General features: G+C 32.5%; 3 protein-coding genes. 2 read left to right on the top strand and 1 reads right to left on the bottom strand.

Annotated elements, in window-relative coordinates:
* The first annotated feature begins 128 nt into the window (after positions 1-128).
* Together BUC09_RS14580 and BUC09_RS14575 are read left to right on the top strand one after the other, a co-directional pair.
* On the top strand, positions 129-560 hold the full coding sequence (locus BUC09_RS14580; RefSeq protein WP_143161950.1) for a hypothetical protein: 432 nt from the start codon (positions 129-131) through the stop codon (positions 558-560).
* Between the two features lie 180 nt (positions 561-740).
* Positions 741-1,508, top strand: coding sequence for a DUF1444 family protein (locus BUC09_RS14575; protein WP_084127283.1), 768 nt, complete (start codon positions 741-743; stop codon positions 1,506-1,508).
* Positions 1,509-1,660: 152 nt separating this feature from the next.
* On the opposite strand, the gene BUC09_RS14570 is transcribed toward BUC09_RS14575, so the two are convergent.
* Entirely contained in the window at positions 1,661-2,341 is a 681-nt protein-coding gene (locus BUC09_RS14570) for a DNA-methyltransferase (protein WP_073312317.1), read from the bottom strand.
* Positions 2,342-2,627 lie beyond the last annotated feature (286 nt).

The following is a 2,627-nucleotide window of genomic DNA, read 5'->3' as shown; positions in this document are numbered from 1 at the left end:
CTTCTATGACAGTGAAGTGCTAAATTCAGGTTTTGTGCATCTAATGAAATTTAGTGCTATAAATCCCCGCCTTCGCAAAGCGGCAAACCGTTAGCAGTAACTTTTTTAAACCCTTTAAACCAGAAAAAATGCAGTCGAAGAGAAGCATCTATTTTTTTATTTTTCTGTTTCAAACCATTGTCATAGGTTGCTCAAAATGTAAAGACAACGAGCAAATGATTGGACAATATGGAATTGAAAAGAAAGGTGTGGAAATTAAGGATTCAACAAAAGGAAGAGAAGCTATAAGTTTTCTAAAACTTCACAGAAATTATACTTTCAGCTTAATTGATAGCTATAAGAAATCAGGTGTTTCTGGAAAGTGGAAAATAATATCATGCGAAACCGTCGAAAATAATTTGGGAAAAAGAGTTCCGCAATCAGTTTTAGAATTTGAAATTGACAATAAAAAGAATAAAGCAACTTATCGAGACGGAAGAATAACATTTGAATATCCTGAAGACTTGTACGGTGGAAGATATAAAAGTTTGTGGTATGTTAAACTCAATATTAGCAAATAAAAAAAGCTACTGCTAACAGCGGTTTCGCGCAATTGCTGGTTTTTATTTTTACGTGTTCACGAAAAACGTTTATCTTTAACAGAAAATAATCAGTTCGCTGGCTTCACAACTGCCGCGAAGCCGCGGAACGTTGGCGGTAATATTAAACGAGCGGAAACGAGAAAATATAATTTGAAAAATATGCTTAACGAAATTGAATTTTCGACAGAGTTTGCAAAACGTCTTACTGAAAAAGTTGAAGGCTTGAAAATATTTTCTATTAATGGTCTTGAAATCCAAACAGAATTTCAAAACTCGAACGAATACAAACATTTTCTGAATAATTGTTATTCTGAATATTTAAGAGAACCAGAAAATATTGAAGAAGTTTTTGAAAAATATTTAAATTCATCTGATAGCTTATACAAACCAAATGGAACGATAAATATATCTGACATTTTACCAGTAATTAAAGATGAACGCTTCATTCAGAGTGTATTAGAAATAAACCCAAATTTTGAGAAAAATCACACCTACGAAAAGTATAATAGCGAACTTTATATTTTCTATGTCGAAGATACAGAAACAAACATAAATTATTTAACTCAAGAAGATTTTGAAAAACTAAACATTGAAAAAAGTGAACTCAAAAAAATTGCTATAGAGAATTTGTCAAACTCAATCGAAATTGAAAGACACGGCGAAAATGGTTACTATATGTTATTAGCGGACGGAAATTATGAATCAAGTATGATTTTGCTTGACATTTGGAATGAAGAAAACTTTAAAGTTAATGGTGATTTTGTAGTAGGAATTCCATCGCGTGATTTGTTAATTATTACAGGTAAAAATGACGCAGAAAATATTAAGAAACTTAAACAGACAATAAGCGAAATAAATGAAAATGGAGATCATTTAGTTTCTGAAAAATTATTTGAATACAGAAACGGAAAATTTGAATCTATATAAAAATACTACCGCCAACACACGTTTGGCGCAATTGCGAATTTTGTGGTAAATTCACATTCACGTTTCGCAAGAAATATTATCTTTAACAGAAAATAATCAGTTCCGAAGTTCGCAACTGACGCCAAGCGTGGGAACGTTATGTGTAATTGCTATCATTCCGTTTCAATCGAACTTTCGGTTGAAAAAGAATTAGAAAAAAGCCCACCGCACAAAGAAGAAATACGATTTTCTGTATGCTGATAAAACTCTTTGTTTATCTCTATTCCAATGTAATTCCTTTCTGTTCTAATACAGGCTTCAATAGTACTCCCAGTTCCCATAAATGGGTCAAGTATTACCATTCCTTTGTCGGTACTTGCTTCAATTAGCATTTGCAAAATATCAACAGGCTTTTCCATTGCTTTTCTTTTGCCTTTTTGAGTGCTTCTAATTACATCAGGCAAATACTTTCTTACTTGTCGGCTGTTTTTAGTTCCAAAGAAAATGCCTTCCCAAGTGTATTGCCAAGCATTTGAAGAAAAACAACCACTATGCCTTTCTTTATCCCACACAATTAAGTTATGTAGTTTAAAGTATTGCTCAAATCTTAAAAGCCATTCACTCATTTTGCTAAATGAAGTAAAGCAATAGAAAGCCCCATCAGGCTTTAATATTCTAAATAGTTCAGGCAATACTAAAGGCATTACATTACTTCTTTCGCCAACCATCCAACCATCTCTAAAAGTTGTTTTCGTTCCGTATGGTGGGTCTGTGATAATACAATCTATACTATTATCAGGTATTTTTGCCAAAGCATTTAGGCAATCTTCGTTGTATAATTTATTTATTTCCATCGCTTCTTTTTTCTAATTCTTTTTTATTCGTTTTCAATTCAAGTTCACTGCTAAATAACCGCAACTACACATAACACGTGTTTGGCAAAATGCGGGGTTTCGTCTTTCAATTTATCTTCTGTATTTATCATAAACTTTTGTCTTTTAATTAAACTTTTGTGCTGTTAAGCCCGCACTTCGCCAAGCCCGAAAACGTTAGCGGTCATGTTGAAAAAACGAAACGAAAAACAATAACCATGTTAATGAAGAAAATCAGAAATTCCATTTTAGCAGGAATAATTTTTGG

This window comes from Flavobacterium terrae (assembly GCF_900142035.1).
Taxonomy (GTDB): Bacteria; Bacteroidota; Bacteroidia; order Flavobacteriales; family Flavobacteriaceae; genus Flavobacterium; species Flavobacterium terrae.
This window is presented reverse-complemented; position numbering and strand designations above follow the sequence as displayed.